The following is a 19,384-nucleotide window of genomic DNA, read 5'->3' on the forward strand; positions in this document are numbered from 1 at the left end:
GGACAATCGAAGCCTCAAACCGGGGGGTATCAGGCAACCCGATGCGAAATAAGATATTCTCCATCGTCAGTTGTTGCGATCAGATCACTTTGAGCGGCAAGCGATAGCAACGTACCGAGACGATCTTCCGTGACTGTGGGCTGCCAAGGCGATGACACGAGTGCCGTCAGGCCCGTCTCTTCGATAGAAAGGCGCAGGCGTTGGTTGCGTCCATCGAAGCGGTTCACTGCTGTCGAAAAGTGCTGGCTGATGACCATGGCTTCCGCAATGTATTCGAAGGCTTCCGCCACGGTGACATCGCCAAGACCGGTCAATCTGTTTCGAAGTACACTGAGAGATAAGCGCGGCGCAGTGCCGAGTTGAATCATGTTCGGTGGAGCGTTTTCTGCACCCGCAAATGCGGCGCAGAGCAGAAGTCCGAAGAAGCATGGTGCGGCAAACTCCAGATCACGCTGGCGAAATTTTTCGGTGATCTCGGCCATGACCGAGAAGGGATCAGGGAGGGCGTTTGTGTTGACTGAAGCAATGAATTCTTCGACAGAACGAGACTTCGCGTCCAGTTCCTGGATCTGATTTTCGAGGGTTTGATCCTCGCCGAGACCGTAATCGGCTGGCGTCCAAGACGTCTTGAAGCGCGCAGCCATCGCAGACGGATCAACGAGATCGTAGCGAAGTATCTGGTCTTCGCACCAGCTGAGCAGGCTTTCCAAGGAAAGTCGTTGAAGCTGGCGCATTTGCAGCGCCAGCCATTTTCGGCGGCATTCTTCCAGCGAGTTTGGGACGACATAGGTCGATCCGTCAGGATGAACGGAGAAACACATGCCGCGTCTGATCTCTGGAATGCTCTGCGCCGCGCCAACTTGCTGTAAGTGGTGGCGTGCCAGCGCAAAGGTGGTGCTGCGCTTGCCCAGAAGCGTATCGGTCGAGCCGATGGCTTCTTCAGACGTCAAGGCGTCTGAGAAGACAGCCATTTCTTCATGCTCGACGGTCTCGGGAGACCAGAGCGCCCATAAGGCGATGGCATCACTCTCTCTTGCTTCGACGGGATCGAGCGTTGCCAGTAAGCTGCTATATCGCTCGCTATCCTCGCGAAGCTTTTTGTCGAGCGCTTTTGCCAAAGCGACGCCTGCGCTTGATACTCTGAAGAAACCGCCCCGTCCTGGAACAGGAGATAGAAATCCGAGCCCCGTCACGGTTTTAGTTGCAGGCCCGTACCACAGCGCGGCGATCAAGCTCGTACTACTTTGCACGCGGCCCCACGCGTCAAAGGTAAGAGGTTTTACGCCATCCTTGTCCGGCGGCGGCGTAGCCGAAACTCCTGGAATGCGCTCTGATGTTTCATGGAGGCTCGCGCCCCATGTAAAGAGCACCTCCATGCGTTCACGAAAAAACTTGAGATCGTCGCTGTTCGCTTCTTCGATCCCATCCTCTTTACAGAGGTCATGAAACTTCCAGTAAATCCACGACAGAAGCGAGAAGGGCCGAATATAGGAGGTAACGTTGTTGATGGACGGGATCATCTCTCCCATCATGTCGAGATTGGCTTGGCGCAGACCCAGAAAATCGACACCGCTATTTTCACGGTCGAGCGGAGGAAGGAAGAAAGGCTTCTGTGGGACTTCTATATTCATGGCTCGATATCCAACGAAAACTTCTTGCACTGGATACAATGACCAATTCGCTGACTTTGAAACTGATTGAGTTCCTGGATGGGGTAGGCGCACCAGCAATGGCTGCAAGCCGTGTAATTCGGGATTGCGCGTTTGATCTGCTTGTTCCAATTCGGTTTAATCAGTTTTGCGTGGAGAGATTGGCCGAGCGGTGTGCCAAATATTTCCCAGTCGCTCGGAATATCGTCCCCGCGCTCCGCAAGACGAAGCGCGTCTTCAAGCTGTCTGCGACGCGTTCTCGTGCTCAAAATAGATTTTAAGGCCGCTTCAAGTGCGTCTTCGTTAAGTTCGGGGAGGAGCGTAGACGCAAAGCCCGTTTTCGGGTCATGTACCAGACTCTCAAGTGCATTCGTTTCATCGACGATACCGGAGCAAAATCGTTCTAATGCATCATGTAAGGCGACCAACTGAGTGGTCTCTGAATAAGGATCGGCAAAGGCGGCAAGGATTGCGGCAGAGGTAAAGATATGCTGTGTCAACGCAGATAGATTGTCTTCACCTGCAAGACCGCGCTTCGTTGCATTTACAAACCATCGACCCAAGAATTCGCGCGCACTATCCAAGTCGTCCAGGCGATGCAGGCGCATCCACATGCCGACTTCAAGCTGGATCACGAGCAGACCCTTGAGCGCGTCAGGGCGATCTTCTGCGTCTTTGATCATCTGATCGAGCGAACGTTCAAAATCTTTTAGCCCAAGTCTATAGGCATCATCGTCGTTGGTTCTTTGGCACTCGTCATTCTCTTCGTCTTCAGCGACGACGGCATCTGCGTTGTCAGCGCGCGATAATGCGATCTTGCGCCCATGACCGAGCAACATTCGTCGGAGGCGCAACATCGCAGTTTCAAAGTGATCCTGGCCCGCGCTGCCCGCAGGGTTTTTGAACCCCTCAATATTGTCTAAGTCCGACATTGGGGCGAGATCATCAATAAGCACGCTGACAGTTTGTTCGTCCGTATCTTTTGGCGCGTCTTCGCCGTCGTCACTTGCCACCGGAAGATTGAAGATGCGCAAATGCTTGTCAGCTTGGACGCTGAGATAATCCAGCAACGCCTGGATATCATCATCCGTGCCATCTCGGCGCATGAGGCGGCTCAATGCACCAGCGGTCAGTCGTCGCCGCGACCCAATACTGAGCAAAAGGTCATTGTGAACCCAGCCACGGGCTTCGCGGTCATCTCGTTTTAGAGCGATTTGAAGTGCGGGCAGCTCGGCAAAGCCATCGAGATTCTCGTCGAAGACTTCGAATGAGCCATTGTCCTTGACGGTCACATCTCCTGCAACCGATGCGCCATCCGCTTGGGTCAGTCGGTACGTCCATGAACCTTCAGTCTCTTGCAGACTGAGAAGTGAGCCCCTTAAGACCCGTGTATCGCGCTGATCGAAGCGAGCGAAAACGATCTCTGATGATCCGAGACCGGAGGGCAATTGGGTATCAGCGTCAAAGCTCGGGGCGTCGCTTTCAGTCCAGTCCAGAAAGGAGATTCGCTCGTTCATCAGCCGAAGCACGCCGAGTTCGACATTGTCCGTTGTGGTCAAGGCCTTTCGTGTGGCGTTCACGCTGCCTGTCAACAGAACCGTCCCGTCCGCTGTCGTCAATTCAATCCATTTTGCGTGAACGAATTTTTGACCTGTAAGAACGGGCGCTTTCGGTGTGACGGGTTTTTTCCAAGAGGCGGCATCGGCAAACGGGAAAGGGCTTCCTTGGGGGGACGTGACGGCGACTGTTGTTTTTTGCGCGTCTGTTCTCTCAGCCAGATTTTGAACGGCAAAACCATTTGGGTCGAAATAGGGCGAGATGATTTTCAACTCTTCGCACGCACCGCGTGTGCTCACCGCGTCCACAAGCTGATCGGAGATAGGTGCCTCTAGCGGGTGTAGGAGTCTGATCGGTGGGGTCGAACTATCATCTGTGCCGCGCCGCGATGCTTGCTCTGCACGCGCGGCAAACTCATCGATCCAGCCCGTCAGTCCAGTTTGAATATCTGAGCGGGTGACCAAACCCAGAAGAAAGTCCGCATAGTCCTGGAATGCGGTGGCATGGTTTTCAGGCGTCAGGGCTTCGAAGACTTCGGCATTCCGCCCGTGTCCTCCAAATGTCAGATTGCCGCTTCCGACAAGAAGCACATCCTGTTCGGGCGATGACAGGTAAATACATTTCGGATGAAAAACTCCGTTCGGCAGACCGACAGGAACCAGTCTGTATTCCTGCCCGACACGCATTGATCGCCGTTCAAGCAGAGATGCACGATATCCTTGGGCGTCTGCCACCAGCCAAATATCGTCGCATCCCGCTTGTATCAGCGGGCGGAGAACTTCGGATTCAAAGTAGCTGAGGCTGAGAGCATAGGTTGTGAACAGGGCGTGTTTCCACTGACCTGCTTCAAGGAAATCTCGGATCGTTGGGGGTACGCTTTCTGTCACGTCGATCTTGTTCACGCGCACCTCATTCCAGGCTCAGAGGTGACGCACATTCGAGATAGCGGCAGAAACCATTTGCGAGCTGCATCTGTCTTGGGGTTTTGCACTCCGCTTCGAAGATGTCAGGGGAGGCGATTAGGATCGCGACGCATTGGGCGCGTGAGATCGCAACATTGAAACGGTTGGCGCTGTAGAGGAATTCCATGCCGCGCGGGGCATCGGCATGGCTGGATGTTGCCATGGAGTAGATGGCGATGGGGGCTTCCTGGCCTTGAAATTTGTCCACCGTTCCGACCCGTGCGTTGGGCAGGCGCTGCTGAATCTCAAACACTTGTGCGTTGTATGGTGTGATTATCACGATGTCGTCCAAGGTGAGGGGCTGTTCTTCGCCGTCGCGGTTGATCCAACTGGGTGTGCCCGCAAGGATGTTGTTGACCAGTTGTGCCGTGGCGTCGGCTTCTTCGAGTGAGAAGCTTTTATTGCCCGTGTGCTGGACGGCGAGGTAGCGCAAACCGCTGCCATTGATTGGAGCGTCTTGGTCCTCCGAGATGATCCGTTGCAGCGCGCAGCTCTCCTTGGCATGGAGCTTGTCGTCATAGAAAAGCTCTGAATTAAAGGCGCAGATATCAGGGTGCAGACGCCATGTCTGTTCGAGGAAAAGTCCGCGATCTGCGCTGATCGTATGCTCATCGCCCAGGATATGCTGGAGAGATGAGGCGTCTGTTCCATCGGGATGAGAGCCTTGGCTTGGCTGATCGAGTTGCTGCGGATCGCCGAGCAGGATCAGCGTCGGCGCAGCTTGAGAAACCGCTACGACATTGGCGAGTGACATCTGGGCAGCTTCATCGACAACCAGAACATCAAGTGTGTCTTGGGCGTCTTCGCGCGCCCAAAGGAAGCTAGTTCCTCCTGCGACTTGGCAGGCGCCGGAGCTTAAGCAGTCGAAGACGGCACCATTGTCCTTGGTGAAGATCAATCTGTCTTCAACATCAGCATTCTCTGACAGCTTTTGCAGACAGGTCAGGTCAATGCCCATCTCATGCGAGGCTTTGACGACACCGTTAATGAGGTTGCGAATGACCTTGTGCGAATTCGCTGTGATCCCGACCTTGAGGCCGCGTTCTACAAGGCGGCAGATCATCCGTGCGCCAGTGAATGTCTTTCCCGTTCCGGGCGGCCCTTGGATGGGAAGCACTCCGCCATCGATAGCAGCCGCGATACGTAGTGCCGCCTCGAGCGTGTCCTCACCGTCCGGCCTGATCGGCTGAACACCAATGCGGGGACGCTCGCGAAGAAGTAGCGTGCGAGCGGCGAGATACGGCCCATCACCCTCGATGCCATTTTTGGCGACATACTCCGCGATCCGGAAGATCGCACTGGCTTGTTCTTTCCCGGGAAAGTTATCGAAAGCGTAGACAGCGTCAGGGTGAAGCTCTGCCGTCTTCTTCGATTTCTTGATGTCCACTGTTCGTGCATCGGCATTGATCTCAACAATACTGCCGAAAGACTCTCCCCCAGCGGAACGGAGTTTTTCTCCGCCGCGTAAGTCAGTGTCTTGCTGCACGAACTGATAACGATCCGTCGGAATACCCGTCTTGGTGTGATCGACAGTGTCAACATAGGTAAGAGATGCGAGTGCTGGGCGCTCGTCCAAAAGCTCCTCTGCGGTCAATTCTTTGAGGCGGAAGAATTCCCACCACGTCGATTTTTCTTCACGCCAATGCCACTCGAGAAGGTAAGCGAGTAGCCATCGCGCCTGCTGTTCATCTGTTCGTTCCTCAATATCGACAGGAACATGGGCCGTAAGGCGCTCGATGAGATCGAGTATCGCAAGCTGGCGCTCGCTCAGTTCTTCCTGCTCCTGATCGTGTTTCAGCGGAGGGCGTGGCACCTCGATGCCGTGATCGATCAGGCCTTGTCGTTGCTCTTCAAGCCAATTTTGGAGGGCGGCAGTGGAGGCACAATCATCGAGGTTGTAGCCTTGCACGGTGGCTTTGTCGTCATCGCTGATGGACTCGATGTCGCCGAGTTCCAATCCTGCTTGCAAACTCTTGAGGGCAAGGTTGGCATCGGAAAGCTCCGTTGACCTTTCAAAGCCGTAGATCGGTTCCAGCTTTTTGATAGAGTAGCTTTCCACGCCTGCACGCACTGCATTGCGCACGACCGAGAGCAGATCGACGAAGATTTCTGCGCGCAGGAAATTGTCGATTTCGTTTTCGCGGCTGGCATAGCGCCCCATCAACCGCTTAAGCGCAGCGGTTTCATAGGGTGCAAAATGATAGATATGGAGGTCGGGATAGGTCTTGCGACGTTCGACGACGAAATCAACGAAACGCTCGAAGATGGCTTTCTCCCTGTCTCGGTCAAAAGCCCAGTCAGCCGTATATTCCCAGTTCCCGTCCGCATCTCGGTATGTGTAGCCGAACAGATATTCGATGCCATGTTCACCGACGAATGCATCGCTCTCAATATCAAAGAAGATGTCGCCTTCAGACGGCTCCGGGAGGATGCACAGGCCTGTTTCTAGTATGACGGGCAGAAGTTCGAATTTGAGCTCGCCTGCATTCCGGGACTCGATTTGGATACGCGCTTGCTCTCGAATTTTCTCAAATGACTGAGACGATCCGCGCTGGGGTTTCCACGGTAGGGGTGAGGGCATCGCAGCGAGGGCAGAGGCGGTGGTTATGCCGTGCTCTTGAAGCTCTATTGTCTGGTTTTTGCTGATATTGGCCACAAGGCACAGATGGTCGTCTTCGCGGCGCTTGGTTTCACAGCGCTCGCGCCATCGACAGATATCACAATGCTCTTTTGGCTCGGGATAATGCGCAGGAGGCGCATCCTCCAACGTCGCCGCCTCGATGGCCGATTTCGCCTTCCGAAAATAGGCCGCATAATCAGCGTATCGGAATTGCTGTGGTTCAAAGTTCGACCACGGCGCAACGACATGGATGAATTCAGGGGCAATGCCCTGCGCCTGATCAAGTAGGTAGGCGTAGAGGCATAACTGAAGAACGGAACCCGCCTTGGTCTCGCGGGCGAGCTTGGTGTCGATGATCTCATAGGACCATGCCCCGAGATCACTAGGTTTTTCGACGCGGCGAAGGATGTCCGCGCGGCCTGACCAGCGATTGTGGCGTAGCGCAGCCTGGATGATTACCTCCGCGCCTCGTGCCATTGCATCATTGGTTTGGGCGACGGCGTCATCGGTGATGTCCACACCCTCGATTACGATACTGCAGAGGCCCAGATCGGATAAATGCTGCACGAATTCCTGTTCGTGGCGATGTCCCCGCTCACGTAGTATCTCCAGAAATGGGTCCCAAACTTCGGGCCTTTGAAGCGTGCCGAAAGCGACGTTCAGATCGAGTTCCGTCAGATGGTTGCAATTCAAGTAACCGACAAGGTCGGAGGCGCTTAACTGTATGACATCAAATTTCTTTTTCATTGGAAAATAATATCAATACTCAAAAAACTGGTCCAATGAATCCTGACCTGATGAGCGCATTCCTTTGGCTTGGGCTGTTTTGAACCGAGTCTGTCGCCTCAGCAGTTCGCCGTCCAACCCTAGTGAGGGTCAGGTCAGGCCGTTGGGCCGACAACTTTTCATCTGATGTTTTTCAGAGCTTACGCCCTCTTCGCATCAATAGTCCGCTTTGTCCGCTGACGGAGAGCCCACAGCGTTTCTAGTTTTGCAACTATGGGCCGAAAATCCCTATTCCAACCGCTTTGCTCTTTCAGCTACCCGCTGAACCATTGAAATAGTCGCACCGCCCGCCTGGCGTATCCCAGCCCCAGCGATCTCAGCATTCGACCTCGTCCCAAACCGCGCCCGTGCCCGTGAGCCCTTGGTTCCGATCAAGCCCTTTGCGAACCCACCAGGGCCGGGAATGCTTGGCGTTCCGGCCATCATGAAGTTGCCTGAGATTGAGCGGACGATCAGCGGGGTGGCGATGATCATGCCGCCTGCGAGGAACATCATCATGAAGAAGGGCACCAGCGCGCCAATGCTGCTTGCGCCGGAGGGATCTCCGAGTTCGGTCATGAGCGAGCGCGACATGCCGACGACGGTGGAAAACACCCCTGCGATTACCAAGGGGTAGAGCGCGTAGGAGACCGTGCTGGACAGCCAGCGGTGGAAATAGTCCTTGCTGACATCAAAAAGCGACAGCGCGATCATGATTGGGGCGATGCCGATCATGAAGGCCAGCATGATTTTCGCAAAGATTAGGACAAGCCCGCAGAGCGCGCCGATCACGCCGAGGAGGAACGCGCCGATCGCGCCGATCAGGGCTCCGGCCATCCAATGCATGTTGTCACCAGCCGCGTTCAGGTAGTCGCCGAACTCTTCGATGAGATCGTCGAAGGCCTCGGCAAAGTAGGACGCACCTGCACCACCCCCGCCAAGTCCTGCCACCATGCCGCCCGCGAGCTGGTCGAGCCCGTTGATGAGGGCGCTGGCGACCGAGTTAAATTGGACCCAATTCATAGCAAAGAGGGAGATCAGCATGAGCTTGAGGGCGAACCAGAACGCGGTCCTTCCATCCATGGATTTGTACTGAAACACCATGTTGAGGAAGACGCCTATCACAGCCAACGTCGAGGCTACGGCAATGACGCCGCCGAGCTGACCCGCGACGTTTCCAAAGGTGGTTTGGGCCGCGTCGTCCAGAAAGTTGTCGGTTGTCTCAACCATCCAGGTGACGACGCCCATCGGTTCCTCCTCGGTTGGATTTAGGTGGTGTCACCAGTGCGACGTTTCAGGAATGCCTTCAGGATGTGCTCACCGTCGAAATCCGGCACCACCGACACCAACTCCCAACCATCCTGACCAAGAGCTGTTAGCTGCGCTTCGATCTTCGGTGGCTTAGTTTTGGCGGTGTTGATCAGTCCAATCTTGTATTCAAACATGGGCTGTTTCCTTTGAATGGGCCGGATCAACCGGCAGGTAGAATTCGGTGATGCCGCGTGCGCCTTCATGGCGACCGGCTTGGATGATCACATCGATCGAGCGCGTGATGTAGTCGTTCATGTCCTGGTAGGTCATGGGCACGTCGGTTTTCAGGGCGGCGATGGCCAGGCGCTGCACGGCCAGCTGAGGGGTTTCAGCATGGAGCGTGGTGAGTGAGCCACCATGGCCGGTGTTGATCGCCTCAAGGAAGGTCATGGCCTCTTTGCCGCGTACTTCGCCCAGGACGATACGGTCTGGCCGCATGCGCAGGGTGGATGTCAGCAGGACATCAGCGCTGCGTGTGGCTTCGTCGCGATCAGACATCAGGGTGACGACATTGGCCTGTGTTGGCCGCAGCTCGGCGGCCTCTTCGATCGTGATAATACGCTCGTCGGCGGGCACAAATGATAGGATTTTGCGTGCTGTGACGGTCTTGCCGGTCGAGGTTCCGCCGGACACGATCATGTTGAGCTTGTGGGTGACGCAGAACTTGATCGCGGCGTCGATGTCGCCGGTGGCCACGACATCCCGTAGCTCGGCATTGCGTTTGCGCCTTGCACCTTCATTGCTGCGCTCTTTTCCGAACAGGTAAGACAGCTTGATCTGCTCCAACGGCAAATCCGCGAAGAACCTCAAGGAAATCGCGTAACCGCCATCGACAGCGGGGGGCTGGATGACTTGCGCGCGGATCGGGCGGTTCCGATAGGTGATACTGACCGAGACGATGGGTTTCGTTCGGCTGAGCGTGGTGTTCGCGGCGGAGGCAATCTGATTTCCCAGGTCCTTGATCTCATTCGCCGAGAGCTGTCGATTGACGTTCCGCATGAAGTGATCCCCCTGAAACTCCCCCCAAAGCGAACCATCAGGATTGACGCAAAGCTCGATAAGCTTTGGATCACGCGCCTCGGGGATCTTGTCCATTGAGCTTTGCAGATAGCTGGCCGCCATGATCAGAAGATCTCCAGATCGCGGTCGACCATCACGGTGACGCGGGCACCCTGATCCACATAGATCACCGGCGAGACGGAGAGATATTCGCCTATTACGCTTTGCGCGCTGTCCTGAAGGTCTTCGCCAATGCCCTCGAGGACATCCGAGGTGATCTCATCTTCGGTATTCTGGGCTGCCACAGCGGGCAAGGCTCCGATCAGGGATATGAGGGCGGCTGACCCGAACCGCGTGCCAAAGCGGCTGTCGACAAAACCGGTCGTGCCGGAGCGTCCCAGTTCGTCGCCACCAAAAGCACTGATTTCAACGGTCTGGTTGCTGGGCAGAATGATCCGGTCCCAGGCGATGGTCACGCGTTGCTGCGCGATGTCGAGGCCGGATTGATACCGCCCGATCAGACGCGCGCCGCGCGGGATCAGGATCCGTGAGCCATCATAGGCGTGGACATCTTCCGATACCATGGCGCGGACCTGACCGGCGAGCGAGCTGTCGATTGCGGTCTCCAGCACCGCCTGGATCATCGTGCCCTGAACAACTGTGTTTGACGGATTCACGATCACTTGGGCTTGTGTCACCTCGGCAGGTTCAGCACCATTGCGGACAAAGTCTGTGTCGCCATCAAGCCGCCGTTGCTGCGTGGCGGTTTCATTGTTGCCGCTGCCCGAGCCGCCGAAAGCAATGATTGGGCTGGCGATACGGGCTTGCAGCTCTTCAAGTTCGGCTTGCCGCCGCCGTTCCAGCTCCTGAAGGCGCAGTTCCTCGGCCGTCGGGCCGGTCGGTGCAGGCGAGCGCGGGGCTTCCAGGCGTGCAAGCTCAAGATCGTTTTGCAGGCGCTGGATTTGCCGCGCACGTTCTTCCAACTCTTCGCGCAAGGCCGTTTGCGTTGCTTCTGCCTCGCTGCGCAGGGCGTCGATTTCTGCGCCCAAGGTATCCAGTGCCTCGAGGTCGACAGTTGGGGCTTCAGTTGCAGGTGCGTTGCGCATGGCTTCGAGCTCGCGCCGCATGGCGTCCATTTGCGCGCGCAGCTCTTCTGTTTCGCTGTTTGGTTCCGGCTCCGGCGGCGGGGTTGTGTCAATCGGTGCAGGCGTGGGCTCGAGCGCACCAAAGCCCGGTCCCGCTGCTTGGAATTCATCCGGGGAGGCGGTTTCCAGGCTGTCGGGTTCAGAACCGCCAGAGAACAACAGCAAGAGGCCGCCCAGAGCGGCGATTGCCCCAATGCCTAGGGCAATAGTGACAACGGACAGTCGCGATTTTCGGTTTTGTGGTTTGCCTTCAAGCGCTTCGAGGCGCTTCTTAAGCTCAGCTGTTTCACTCATCGTGGGTTGCCTCGCTCATCTCTTGGACGCAGATCTCATCCTCGCCGAGCCTGAGAACCCATCGATCGCTGACACCTGACACGCGGATCACACCATCTGGCCGGGCGAGCGCATTCACGCTGCGCTCATTGCCGCCTGACCAGCGAAAGATCGCAGGTAGCGGCGCGTTCGCGGCAAAGCGGAAATAGGTGAAGGTCCCGTCGTCCCAAATCTCGCGTGGGGTGATCTCGGATCGTGCGCTGACGCCATAGGCGTGGTTCGCGGGTCGGTTTGTTGCCACACGGGATTGCCGAGGGGCAGCCTCAGGATAGGTGAAGCGAATGACGTAGAAGGTCGGTGAACTCGCCTCGGTCACGTTGAAATAGTAACTGCGCCGGTTGGTATAGACGGTGATGTTGGTATGCGCGCCGCGCGAGACTGGCTTGATCGCAAAGGCCTGGCCACCGGGCACGCCGTCCAGGAGAAACCCTTCGGTGTCACCTGCAATGATCGAGCGGATGGTCTCGCCTTGGCCAAACTCGATGCTGGTCACATGGGTCAGGCTGGTGCGGATGCTATAGACCTGCCCATCCTGATAGGTGGCCAGCCGGACGCGGGCATCATAGGGGCCTTGGCGCGGCTGTGTCTCTGCATGGGCGTTGCCAGCAAGCTGAATTAGGAAGGTGAGGGTCAGGAACAGGCAGCGCATTGGTTACTCCAAGCGATCCGAACGGATCGCGTATTCGGTGACAGTGAAGCCGAAGGGGTTCTGCCAGACATCATCGATCGACCGACTATTCTCGGGCCGAAACTCAAACATCAGGGTCGCGGTGAAGAGCCCGTTTTGACTGCCGCGTGGCGAGTTGAGCCGCTTGCGCAGACGCACCTGTGCACGATTGGCGCTGATATGGGTAATCGACAGAACCTCGACATCAAGACGGGCATCTGTGCCGTAGCTGTCCGGCGGATAGGCCTCATAGCCACTGGTCCAAAGCGCGCGCAGCCCTGCGGCGGCCGCGCTGTCCGACTGATCCAGGACCCGCCGCACGCGCACGTCATTGTCGAGCTGATTGTATGTCTCTCGATCAATCACATAGCGATAGACCTGTGCCTCGATGATAGCGGGGCGTTCCGTGAGTGAGACCGCTTCAACCACGGCATTGGGGAGGGCCATGCCGGTTTCGCTATCAAAGGGCACGATCATGGGCGGCGGGTCCACGTCGAACAGGGCCACGAGGGCAGCGGCGAGACAACCTGCCATGCCAAACGCCATGCCTGTCAGCCCCAATTTCTGCCACATGAGCTCGCGTCGTCGTGCGCCGTAGACGAGCTCTTCTTCGATGATTTCTGCCTCACTGTTCATGGGGTCAGTCCGCGCGCAGGTCTGGCAGGGTGAAGTCCATGTAGCGGCGTTCTTCGGCCAGCGTGGCGGCATCCACCACGCCGGATTGGCCCACGCCAACGGTCTGGATGGCTTCAAGCTCCCACATGCGCGTCATGGCTATCGCCAACTCTGCCGTGACGCGGGTGTTGTGATCGACGGCTTCCTTGAGCGTTTCCATGTCGGGGATCAGCGAGACCAGCTGTTCGACCCGTTCGAGGGATTGCGCGGCCTCTTCATAGCTGTTTTCAGCGGCTGCAGACATGACAGCCCCGGTGCCTGCCTGACTGGCGATACGTTCGGCCCCTGGGTTGCCGCTGCTGGCCATGTCGGACAGGCTGTCTTGGTCAAAGCCTGCATCCTCTAAGGCTTGCGTCATACGGCCCTCCATCTGTGGGGCTGCATTGCCGATGAGGCCGCTGAAATCGCCGCTCTGGATTTGCCTGATGGTGCCCAGAAGATCGCCGAATTCCTGATCGAGAAGCCCGTCGAGATCACCACCCATGGCCATTTCGATAATATCCGTCGCGCCGGTCAGGGCAGCATAGGTCTCATTGAGCGTGTCAAGTTGCTGCTGCACCAGGTCGAGCTGTTCGAGAAGCGTGTCGAGCTGGTCGGTCTGGATCCCGAAATCCTCCAGCATCTGCTGTAGCTGACGAATTTCCTGCGCGATGTTGCGTGTGTCGACCGTCGGCACGCCTTGAGCAGTTGCAGGAGACGCAACCAACAATACGCAGGTGGCTACGGCAGAAAGAAAGCGGATCATGGGAGTGCCTCCAGATCGAATTGCATGAAGTCTTGTTCGCGGGCCTGAGCGGCCGCCATGGCCAGCTCAGCTGCGCTAAGCGGGCGGGTATGGGCGGCCTTGAGGCGCGTGCGGATCGCGATCAGGCGAGCGAGCTCGGCCCGAGCGTAGGAGTTGAGCGACATGGCCGCGTGAATGTCGTCGGTTTCGCCAATGCGGGTGATGATGTCCTGCACGCGCAGGGCGGCCGCTTGCACCGAGACCAGTGAGTAGTCGCCATAGACGCCTGCGCCGAAAGAGGTCAGGCTCATTGTGGAGTTGGCGAGCAAAACCGGATCAATGGTGCCGAGCGCATCAACGCCGCCGACACGGGCGAGGTATAGGTTGTAGCGCTCAGGGATGACCTGAACGTAGTGCTGGGTTTCGGCAAAGGGTGGCACGCCGCTGTAGCGCTGCACATTGCCGGGGCCGGCATTATAGGCCGCCAGCCCGTGAATGATGTTGCCGTCAAACATGGCCAGCATCTGCGCCAGATAGCGCGCACCGCCCGTGACCTGGATGTAGGGGTTTTCATAGTAGGCGGGATAAATCCCGAGATCCTGCGCCGTACCGGGCATGATCTGGGTCAGGCCGAATGCACCAACGGGCGAGCGCGCGCCGATGGTGAAGCGGCTTTCTTGCCAGATCAGCGCCTGCAACAGACAGCGCCATTGCTTGGGCGACAGACCGGCAGCACGCACGCCGGACATATGGTGCGTTTCTTGGGCGGCACGAATGATCAGCTGTTCAATCGAGCCGGATGCATCGCCGAACATCTGTGCCGCGCCGGGGTTTGGGTCGACCGGACCGTAAAGCGTCTCTGCGGTGCTCTCGGGCGATGAACCCGCTTCTAGGCTTGCGACCAGTGCGCCGGAATTCCCGCTGGCCAAAGTCGTGGCATCGAGGATGTCTTCTAGCGCTTGGAGTTGTTCTTGCTCGAGCTCTTCAAGCTCTTCCTCTTTGGTCAACCGATCCCGCTGCAGCGCCAGATCTTGTTCGCCCTGCTGCAGCACGCGCTCGCGCTGCAAGAACATGCCCGCGTCGAATGTGGGCACGCCTTGGGCAAAGGCCATTGGCGCGGCGAGCGACACCAAGCCTGCAAAGATATGCAGGCGGTGCTTACTCACCGAGACCACCAATCGGCCCGAGCAGTTCAAAATTGCAGTTGCTGCGGCTGACCTCGGCAAAAGACTTGAAGCATTCGGCATCTGATGGCCGGTATTCCGCGCAGGCTGTCAGGGTCAAAAGCGTGAGGGTCAGCACACAAAGGCTACGCATCAATCTGTCTCCAAAATTCGGGGTTCTGGCGGTAATCCGCGCCGACCAGCGCCTCGCCTTTTTCCATGCCGCCAAGGATCGTGAGGAAGGGGCCAAGGGCGCTCAGATCAGCGTCGATCACGACGGAGCCTTTATCATCACGCACCAGCGCCAGACGGGAATTGCTGCCTGTGCCGAGCAATACGCTGAGCTCTTTGTCAGTGAGCCCCAGCATGGTGTAATCGCTGGCCGAAGCGCGGATGTTGGGAAGCAAGAGCTGCGTCGGTACGGCCTCGACAATCGTCTTTCCGGTGCGAGTTTTCTCGAGCTGGCTTGCGTATTGGGTCATCATCACGACAACCGCGTTTTGTTTGCGCGCCGTGACCAGCCAGTTACTGAGCCGATCCGCGAAATACGGGTTGTCGAGTGCCTTCCAGGCCTCATCAATGATGATCAACGTCGGCTGGCGGTCTTCGATCACGCGCTCCACCCGCCGAAATAGGTAGGACAGGACCGCCATGCGTTCTTTCTCGCTTTCGCTGTCGAGAATCCCGGTCAGGTCGAAACCGACCACATCACCATCGAGCGAGAAGGTGTCCTCAGCGCTTTGACCGAAGATCCAGCCATAGCGGCCATCGGCGGTCCATTCCTGGATCCGTTCGAACAGATCCCCTTCATCCGCCCCAGCCACAAAGAGGGAGGCCAAATCCTGCCAGTTGCGCAGGGCGGCATCGCTCGCCCCGGCGTTCTGGCGCACCACTTCCTGAATTCGGTTGATCTGAACCGGGCTCAGGGGCTTGTCGGCACGATGCAGCAGCGTGGCCAGCCAATCGGATAGCCAGGCTTGGCCGCGCCCATCGATTTCGGTGCGGAGCGGGTTGAGGCCGGTTGCTTCACCCGCCTTGATGGCGCTGTAGCGCCCGCCATTGGCCCGCACGGCCATTTCCATGCCCGCGCGATAGTCAAAGACAAAGACGCGCGCGTCGCAGCGACGGGCTTGGGTCATGAGGAAGGCTGACAAGACCGACTTGCCGGAGCCAGGGCGGCCAAGGATCAAAGTATGACCACCGGTCGGCTCTTTGTCCGGCCGCCCCGTCTCATGGTAGTTGAAGAGGAAGCCCGAACGCTCCGGCGTCGGGAAGAGAGTGATCGGCTTGCCCCAAGGCACTTTGTGTCCGGGTTTGCCCAGTTGACCGCGATGAAGTGCGGCGAGGTCGGCAAAGTTCGTATTGGTGATAGCGGCCTTGCGGCTGCGCATTTGTCCGTTGCCCGGATGCTGCGCGAAATAATGTGTCCGAGCCGCAAAGCTCTCATTGACAAGATTGACCCCTTCACTGGCCGCGATATTGCGCACCTCGGCCGCGATTGCTTCCAGCTTTTCCTCGGTCTCGGCGAAAACCGTCACCGTCATGTGATGATCGCCAAAGCTGAGGCGCTTGGATTCAAGATCGTCCAGCGCGTCGACCAGCTCTTCGGCGAGGGAAATCGCGCCGTCATCGCTGGCCTTCATAAGGCGTTGCTGACGCTTGATCCGACTGGCCATGATGTTGCTGTTAATCGGCGTGAAGGAATGGGTGACGACCATGTCGACCGGCAGGTTCAGCTCATCGAACATGGTGCAGCTGGTTTTTGCCGGGTAGGTCTTGATCGCAAAACTGGTGCCAAACCGCTTGCCCGCCGTCCCGTCGTTGAGCGTAAAGCCACGCCCCTGAAACGTGACGCGGGTGTTGGCCACATCTTCGGCAATGACGCCAAAGCGGGATTTTGCGAAGAGGGGGTGTTCCTGTCCAATGTTGAGCGCCCCGAGGAACCCGAGTAGCTCGCCGCTTTCAGCGCCCAGCAGTCGCGGGTTCATCTCTGCAAAGGACGACCTGAGAAACCCGACGACTTCCTCGAGCTTACGTAGCTGTTTGGCCGTCTGGTCTTTCAGCTGTGCGATGGAGTCTGAACGTTTCAAGCGCAGCCGTGCGCCGAGGTGCGGACGTTTCAGCAGTGTGAGCGTCAGTGTCTTGTCCCGCAGACCTGCCCGCGCCATGGCCGATTGCCAACGGCTGTCCAGGGCTTGGGCAAACCCCTCATTGGGCACTGGTGGCAAAGCAGTTTCGATCGCTTTTGAAACCTTGTGCACGTAGAAACTGTACTCCGGCCCGATCTGCGCAATGATCGCTGCAAAGAGCGCGCGGACCTTCTCCAAATGCGCGTCATCGCTTGTCATGCTGTTGACGCCATCAAGGCGGATGCACTGGAACAGCGCATTGCCGCGCGTGCGGATTGTCACGTCATTCACGAGGCTGACATAGGGCAGCATGCTGGCCATCGGGCGCTCTTTGCGCGCCCAGTCCGGCAGCGTTGCAAGATCATCCGAAGGATCACGGAGCATAGATGTCCCCCGAATGGATCTTGCGGTTCGGGGTGGGCGGCGTTTCCTGCAGGGCAGTGACCATCACCTCAAGAAAGGCCGGATCCCAATCCGCCGCTTTCCACAGCGCAGGATAGGCCAGAGCGGCGATGATGATCACCGGCCAGCTCTGGACCCAAAGAAACAGCAACACAAACCCGAAGAGCCACACCATTGCATACATGATTGGTAAGCCGATGAGCTTTGGCGGCCGGATCAGGCCCAGGAAGAGGCGGGTTTGCGTTGCCATGCTGGATTTATGCGCCCCAGATGGCGGTCACGATGGTCGGCGCAGCTGCGATGCCTGCGATAGCGACCAGCACCCAAAGAGCCTGGCGGAAATCCAGAATGCCAAAGAGCCAGGAGAGGAACACGCCAATCAGGGCCAGGGTGCCGATCACAATGCCCAAGGGGCCGGTGATCGTGTCGACAATGCCTTGAAGAAGGTTCTGCACCGGGGAGAGATCGATGCTCTGTGCAAGGGCCGGGTTGGCAATCATCAAGCTGGCCAGAGCCAGCGACAGGATCGTGCGGAATTGAATGTGCATCAGGAGGCTCCAGTCAGTCGATCACGCACGGCCATGACGCGGCGCACGTGATTTTGGGTTTCTCGGTAGGGAGGGATGCCGCCATAGCGCGTGACCGCGTCTGGTCCCGCGTTATAGGCAGCGAGCGCGAGTTCGGGCGTGCCGAATTGCGCCAGCATCATCAGAAGGTAGCGGGCTGAGCCGTCGAGGTTGGCCTGCCAGTCATGCGGATCCACGCCGAGCTGCGCGGCCGTCGCGGGCATCAGCTGTCCAAGGCCAATCGCGCCTGCGGAACTGCGCGCATTAGGGCGATAGGCGCTTTCGATCTCGATATTGGCTTGAAAGAGCGCCTGCCACTCCGTCACCGAGAGACCGGCGCGGCGCAACGCAGGGTGCCCGCCATATCGATGCGCCGTGCTTTCAATTGCTGACAGGATTTCGGGACGAGGAACTGCGCGGGCGGGTGTAGGTGAAGACGCTTCAGGTACAGGCGCTGCAAAAACGATCAGCTCTGGTGGGTTTGCACCAATCCCGTCGACATAACTTTGTGCAAAACCTGATTGGGGGGATTTGGTTTCCAGCTGCCCATCGGCTCGCATGGAGAGAACGAAGCCTTCAGAATAGGCGGGTGCAGCAAGGAATGCTGCGAGGACGGCAAGTGGCTTAGCCCGCGTCGTCCAATTTGTGCGAGGCAACCTTGCCTTCGAGCATGGGGATCGAAACGATCGAGACGCCCAGCCCTGCAAGGAAGCTGGATAAGCCGTTGATTGTCTTGAACTCTCGGGCGGCCATGTTGTTGCGTGCAGTGACGAGCAGGCGACGCGTCTCGCCATCGGGCGAGACGCAATGCACGGTCCAAACACCGGACCACTGAGCACCTGTACGTTTGGGCGTAACCCGGCACACAACATCCGCCGAATGACCCTCGGCAAGCAGCGTGCGCAGCCCGTCTTCACTGACAACATTGGGGGCGTCTTGCATCAAATTCATAGGATCGAGCCTTGCAGAATTGTGCATTGGCCCGGCAGTCCCTCATGGACTACCGAACCGATACAATATTATAACTTTGCAATCAATAGGTGCAATTTGAGTTGTTGCGCCCTTCATGCGTTGAAACAAATTTACTGCAACGGAGTGGCTGAGCCAAGATAATATGGCGCTTTTGAAACAAACATGGGCGGTTATGGTCGTTCTGAGCTGGGGATCTGCCGCGATCGCGGGCAGTTGTTTGCCGCCTGCGCCGCCGTGGATGCCGACCGATGCCGATGACGTGCAGGCCTATGCGGATCTGTTGAAGCGCGATGCGGAGGCTTATTTTGCGGATGTCGAGAATTATTTCCGTTGCCTAGATCAGCAGAGGCGAGAGGTCTTCGAGCAAGCGCGCATGGTCAGTGGAGACTATGCGCGCGTTCTGGAATTCCTGGACGACATGAGGAAATGATACCCGTCCTCAAGTAGAGAAAGCTGCCGTTCAACAAAGCTGCCGCGAAGGTCGCCAACGCGGGACAAAAGGTAAATTCGCTGCGTTCGCACCAATGGCCGCTTGTTTTCTCTTCGCTGACGTCAGAACATTCCGTGCGCGAGTGGAGCTTTAAAGCCAGGTGTGGCGTAATTTGCAGCGGTCGCGCCATCAATGTTCATCTGGATAGCGCGACCTTTGATATCTAACAATTGCCCCTCGATCTGCGGTGCGAGACTGGAACAGGCCATAGCTTCAACCGCATAATATTTTCCAGTGTCTTGGAATAGATGCCGC

The 19,384-nt window shown here is 57.6% G+C and carries 18 protein-coding genes; 1 reads left to right on the top strand and 17 read right to left on the bottom strand.

Going from position 1 to position 19,384, the window contains the following annotated elements; translation table 11 throughout:
* Positions 1-29: 29 nt before the first annotated feature.
* The 17 genes from ACR0CZ_RS08265 to ACR0CZ_RS08345 all read right to left on the bottom strand — a co-directional run bounded on the left by ACR0CZ_RS08265 (position 30) and on the right by ACR0CZ_RS08345 (position 18,609).
* Complete coding sequence (locus ACR0CZ_RS08265; protein WP_480536990.1) at positions 30-1,631, bottom strand: hypothetical protein; 1,602 nt, start codon at positions 1,629-1,631, stop codon at positions 30-32.
* A complete protein-coding gene (locus tag ACR0CZ_RS08270; protein ID WP_480562718.1) occupies positions 1,628-3,940 on the bottom strand; it encodes a phospholipase D family protein in 2,313 nt (770 codons plus the stop codon). The genes ACR0CZ_RS08265 and ACR0CZ_RS08270 overlap by 4 nt, the downstream gene beginning before the upstream one ends.
* Positions 3,941-4,115: 175 nt before the next feature.
* Entirely contained in the window at positions 4,116-7,535 is a 3,420-nt protein-coding gene (locus tag ACR0CZ_RS08275; protein WP_480536988.1) for a TM0106 family RecB-like putative nuclease, read from the bottom strand.
* Positions 7,536-7,802: 267 nt separating this feature from the next.
* Positions 7,803-8,801, bottom strand: a complete 999-nt coding sequence (locus tag ACR0CZ_RS08280; protein ID WP_480536987.1) for a TrbL/VirB6 family protein — start codon at positions 8,799-8,801, stop codon at positions 7,803-7,805.
* A 20-nt stretch (positions 8,802-8,821) separates the two neighbouring features.
* Complete coding sequence (locus ACR0CZ_RS08285; RefSeq protein WP_480502313.1) at positions 8,822-8,998, bottom strand: DUF4177 domain-containing protein; 177 nt, start codon at positions 8,996-8,998, stop codon at positions 8,822-8,824.
* Positions 8,991-9,986, bottom strand: coding sequence for an ATPase, T2SS/T4P/T4SS family (locus ACR0CZ_RS08290; protein WP_480536986.1), 996 nt, complete (start codon positions 9,984-9,986; stop codon positions 8,991-8,993). The genes ACR0CZ_RS08285 and ACR0CZ_RS08290 overlap by 8 nt, the downstream gene beginning before the upstream one ends.
* Positions 9,987-9,988: 2 nt before the next feature.
* Complete coding sequence (locus ACR0CZ_RS08295; protein ID WP_480536985.1) at positions 9,989-11,302, bottom strand: TraB/TrbI/VirB10 family type IV secretion system protein; 1,314 nt, start codon at positions 11,300-11,302, stop codon at positions 9,989-9,991.
* Entirely contained in the window at positions 11,295-11,990 is a 696-nt protein-coding gene (locus ACR0CZ_RS08300) for a TrbG/VirB9 family P-type conjugative transfer protein (protein ID WP_480536984.1), read from the bottom strand. The genes ACR0CZ_RS08295 and ACR0CZ_RS08300 overlap by 8 nt, the downstream gene beginning before the upstream one ends.
* A gap of 3 nt (positions 11,991-11,993) precedes the next feature.
* The gene (locus ACR0CZ_RS08305; RefSeq protein WP_480536983.1) at positions 11,994-12,644 is read right to left on the bottom strand and encodes a VirB8 family type IV secretion system protein; all 651 of its coding nucleotides are present in this window, start codon (positions 12,642-12,644) and stop codon (positions 11,994-11,996) included.
* A gap of 4 nt (positions 12,645-12,648) precedes the next feature.
* On the bottom strand, positions 12,649-13,428 hold the full coding sequence (locus tag ACR0CZ_RS08310) for a type IV secretion system protein (protein ID WP_480536982.1): 780 nt from the start codon (positions 13,426-13,428) through the stop codon (positions 12,649-12,651).
* A complete protein-coding gene (locus ACR0CZ_RS08315) occupies positions 13,425-14,519 on the bottom strand; it encodes a lytic transglycosylase domain-containing protein (RefSeq protein WP_480537077.1) in 1,095 nt (364 codons plus the stop codon). Before ACR0CZ_RS08315 ends, ACR0CZ_RS08310 begins: the two co-directional genes overlap by 4 nt.
* Positions 14,520-14,565: 46 nt before the next feature.
* The gene (locus ACR0CZ_RS08320) at positions 14,566-14,724 is read right to left on the bottom strand and encodes a hypothetical protein (protein ID WP_480536981.1); all 159 of its coding nucleotides are present in this window, start codon (positions 14,722-14,724) and stop codon (positions 14,566-14,568) included.
* On the bottom strand, positions 14,717-17,083 hold the full coding sequence (locus tag ACR0CZ_RS08325; RefSeq protein ID WP_480536980.1) for a VirB4 family type IV secretion/conjugal transfer ATPase: 2,367 nt from the start codon (positions 17,081-17,083) through the stop codon (positions 14,717-14,719). The genes ACR0CZ_RS08320 and ACR0CZ_RS08325 overlap by 8 nt, the downstream gene beginning before the upstream one ends.
* The gene (locus tag ACR0CZ_RS08330) at positions 17,073-17,351 is read right to left on the bottom strand and encodes a VirB3 family type IV secretion system protein (RefSeq protein ID WP_480536979.1); all 279 of its coding nucleotides are present in this window, start codon (positions 17,349-17,351) and stop codon (positions 17,073-17,075) included. The genes ACR0CZ_RS08325 and ACR0CZ_RS08330 overlap by 11 nt, the downstream gene beginning before the upstream one ends.
* A gap of 7 nt (positions 17,352-17,358) precedes the next feature.
* Positions 17,359-17,649, bottom strand: coding sequence for a TrbC/VirB2 family type IV secretion system protein (locus tag ACR0CZ_RS08335; protein ID WP_114885057.1), 291 nt, complete (start codon positions 17,647-17,649; stop codon positions 17,359-17,361).
* Positions 17,649-18,227 carry a lytic transglycosylase domain-containing protein gene (locus ACR0CZ_RS08340; protein WP_480536978.1) on the bottom strand — a complete coding sequence of 193 codons (579 nt, stop codon included), beginning with the start codon at positions 18,225-18,227 and terminating at the stop codon, positions 17,649-17,651. Before ACR0CZ_RS08340 ends, ACR0CZ_RS08335 begins: the two co-directional genes overlap by 1 nt.
* Positions 18,228-18,291: 64 nt before the next feature.
* On the bottom strand, positions 18,292-18,609 hold the full coding sequence (locus ACR0CZ_RS08345) for a hypothetical protein (RefSeq protein WP_253282779.1): 318 nt from the start codon (positions 18,607-18,609) through the stop codon (positions 18,292-18,294).
* 172 nt (positions 18,610-18,781) lie between these two features.
* Between ACR0CZ_RS08345 and ACR0CZ_RS08350 the strand changes: the two genes are divergently transcribed.
* Positions 18,782-19,069 carry a hypothetical protein gene (locus ACR0CZ_RS08350; protein WP_480536977.1) on the top strand — a complete coding sequence of 96 codons (288 nt, stop codon included), beginning with the start codon at positions 18,782-18,784 and terminating at the stop codon, positions 19,067-19,069.
* Positions 19,070-19,384 lie beyond the last annotated feature (315 nt).

The sequence above is a fragment of the Ruegeria sp. H9 genome (genome assembly GCF_056532915.1).

Excerpts from the sequence above, each read along its gene's own strand:
- ACR0CZ_RS08345 (WP_253282779.1), bottom strand. The coding sequence starts at position 18,609 with ATGCAAGACGCCCCCAATGTTGTCAGTGAAGACGGGCTGCGCACGCTG.
- ACR0CZ_RS08265 (WP_480536990.1), bottom strand. The coding sequence starts at position 1,631 with ATGAATATAGAAGTCCCACAGAAGCCTTTCTTCCTTCCTCCGCTCGAC.
- ACR0CZ_RS08320 (WP_480536981.1), bottom strand. The coding sequence starts at position 14,724 with ATGCGTAGCCTTTGTGTGCTGACCCTCACGCTTTTGACCCTGACAGCC.
- ACR0CZ_RS08295 (WP_480536985.1), bottom strand. The coding sequence starts at position 11,302 with ATGAGTGAAACAGCTGAGCTTAAGAAGCGCCTCGAAGCGCTTGAAGGC.
- ACR0CZ_RS08285 (WP_480502313.1), bottom strand. The coding sequence starts at position 8,998 with ATGTTTGAATACAAGATTGGACTGATCAACACCGCCAAAACTAAGCCA.
- ACR0CZ_RS08335 (WP_114885057.1), bottom strand. The coding sequence starts at position 17,649 with ATGCACATTCAATTCCGCACGATCCTGTCGCTGGCTCTGGCCAGCTTG.
- ACR0CZ_RS08350 (WP_480536977.1), top strand. The coding sequence starts at position 18,782 with ATGGCGCTTTTGAAACAAACATGGGCGGTTATGGTCGTTCTGAGCTGG.
- ACR0CZ_RS08290 (WP_480536986.1), bottom strand. The coding sequence starts at position 9,986 with ATGGCGGCCAGCTATCTGCAAAGCTCAATGGACAAGATCCCCGAGGCG.
- ACR0CZ_RS08325 (WP_480536980.1), bottom strand. The coding sequence starts at position 17,083 with ATGCTCCGTGATCCTTCGGATGATCTTGCAACGCTGCCGGACTGGGCG.
- ACR0CZ_RS08330 (WP_480536979.1), bottom strand. The coding sequence starts at position 17,351 with ATGGCAACGCAAACCCGCCTCTTCCTGGGCCTGATCCGGCCGCCAAAG.
- ACR0CZ_RS08340 (WP_480536978.1), bottom strand. The coding sequence starts at position 18,227 with ATGCGAGCCGATGGGCAGCTGGAAACCAAATCCCCCCAATCAGGTTTT.
- ACR0CZ_RS08305 (WP_480536983.1), bottom strand. The coding sequence starts at position 12,644 with ATGAACAGTGAGGCAGAAATCATCGAAGAAGAGCTCGTCTACGGCGCA.
- ACR0CZ_RS08280 (WP_480536987.1), bottom strand. The coding sequence starts at position 8,801 with ATGGGCGTCGTCACCTGGATGGTTGAGACAACCGACAACTTTCTGGAC.
- ACR0CZ_RS08300 (WP_480536984.1), bottom strand. The coding sequence starts at position 11,990 with ATGCGCTGCCTGTTCCTGACCCTCACCTTCCTAATTCAGCTTGCTGGC.
- ACR0CZ_RS08315 (WP_480537077.1), bottom strand. The coding sequence starts at position 14,519 with ATGGCCTTTGCCCAAGGCGTGCCCACATTCGACGCGGGCATGTTCTTG.
- ACR0CZ_RS08275 (WP_480536988.1), bottom strand. The coding sequence starts at position 7,535 with ATGAAAAAGAAATTTGATGTCATACAGTTAAGCGCCTCCGACCTTGTC.
- ACR0CZ_RS08310 (WP_480536982.1), bottom strand. The coding sequence starts at position 13,428 with ATGATCCGCTTTCTTTCTGCCGTAGCCACCTGCGTATTGTTGGTTGCG.